Source organism: Streptomyces sp. SPB074, from assembly GCF_000154905.1.
Taxonomy (GTDB): domain Bacteria; phylum Actinomycetota; class Actinomycetes; order Streptomycetales; family Streptomycetaceae; genus Streptomyces.
Genome location: NZ_GG770539.1, coordinates 3,352,222 through 3,353,470, shown reverse-complemented (window position 1 = coordinate 3,353,470; position 1,249 = coordinate 3,352,222). Strand labels below are relative to the sequence as shown.

Here is a 1,249-nt window from a genome sequence, read left to right as displayed (position 1 = left end):
CGCCGCGTCGCCCCGCACCACCGCGCCGCTTCCGTCGCCCACCACCAGCCAGGGCCGTACCTGCCGCCGCGCGTGGTGCAGCCGCGACTTCACCGTGCCCAGCGGAATCCCGGTCCGCTCCGAGATCTCCGTGTATTCCATCTCGCAGATGTCCCGGTAGACCAGCGGCGCGACCAGGTGCGGGCTGTCCCTTTCGAGCCGGTCGAGCGCTTCCAGGAGGTCGAGCCGCGAGCCCGCGATCACGCTCGTCGTGCGCGGGTCGGGCCGCTGGTGCTCGTCGGCGGGCAGCGGCTGCTCGGCGGCCCGCCGCTTGAGCTCGCGGTACTTCTGCCGCGCGCAGTTCGCCACGATCGTGTACAGCCACGTGCTGAACTTGCTGCGCCCCTCGAACCGCCCGATGTTCCGCGCGACTTGGAGCAGCACGTCCTGCGCCGCCTCCTCCGCGTCCTCGCGGTGGAGCAGGAACCGCCCGCAGCGGCGCACCACCTCCGGAGAGACCGCCCGCAGCAGCGCGTCCAGCGCCGTCCCGTCCCCGGCCGCCGCGGCCGAGGCCAGCGCCTCCGTGTCCGTCCCGTTCCCGTACGTGTACGACTCGCCCTCGCTCATCGCCTCACCCCCGTACCAGTGTGCCCCGACGGCGGAAAAGTGATCCCGCGACGAAAAGAACGGAGGCGGCGCGGAGCGGCGGAAAGCATCTGGGCATCATAAAAAGCATGTCCCCACCTCAGCGGATCGGCCGGTACCTGGTTCGGCGCAGGCTCGGCTCCGGCGCCTTCGCCGTCGTCTGGCTCGCCCAGGACGAGCGCCTGCAAGCCCCCGTGGCCGTCAAGGTCCTCGCCGACAACTGGGCCGGCCGCCTCGACATCAGGGAACGTTTCCTGAGCGAGGCCCGGCTGCTGCGCCAGGCCGGTTCCGGCGGCGTCGTGCAGGTCTACGACATCGGGGAACTGGAGGACGAGCGGCCCTACTTCGTCATGGAGTACGCGGACGCCGGGACCGTCGAGGACCTGCTGACGGCCGGGCCGCCGCCGCTCGCCGAGGCGCTGCGCCTCGTGGCGGGCGCGGCGACCGGCGTCGCGGCGCTGCACGCGGCGGACATCGTGCACCGCGACATCAAGCCGTCGAACGTCCTGCTCAAGGGCCCCGGCGGCCCCGGACCGGTCCGCGCGGGCACCGAACGCGTCCTCGTCGCCGATCTCGGCCTCGCCAAGAACCTCGCCCGCCTCCTCCGGCCTCACCGTCGTCGCGG

At 72.8% G+C, this 1,249-nt stretch carries 2 protein-coding genes; one reads left to right on the top strand and one right to left on the bottom strand.

The features are described from left to right. A partial coding sequence (locus SSBG_RS13840) for an RNA polymerase sigma factor (protein ID WP_008746739.1) occupies positions 1 to 606 on the bottom strand: 606 nt, incomplete at its 3' end. Positions 607 to 713: 107 nt separating this feature from the next. Here SSBG_RS13840 and SSBG_RS13835 point away from each other — a divergent pair. Next, positions 714 to 1,249: serine/threonine-protein kinase (locus SSBG_RS13835; protein ID WP_008746738.1), on the top strand; the 536-nt coding region annotated here is incomplete at its 3' end.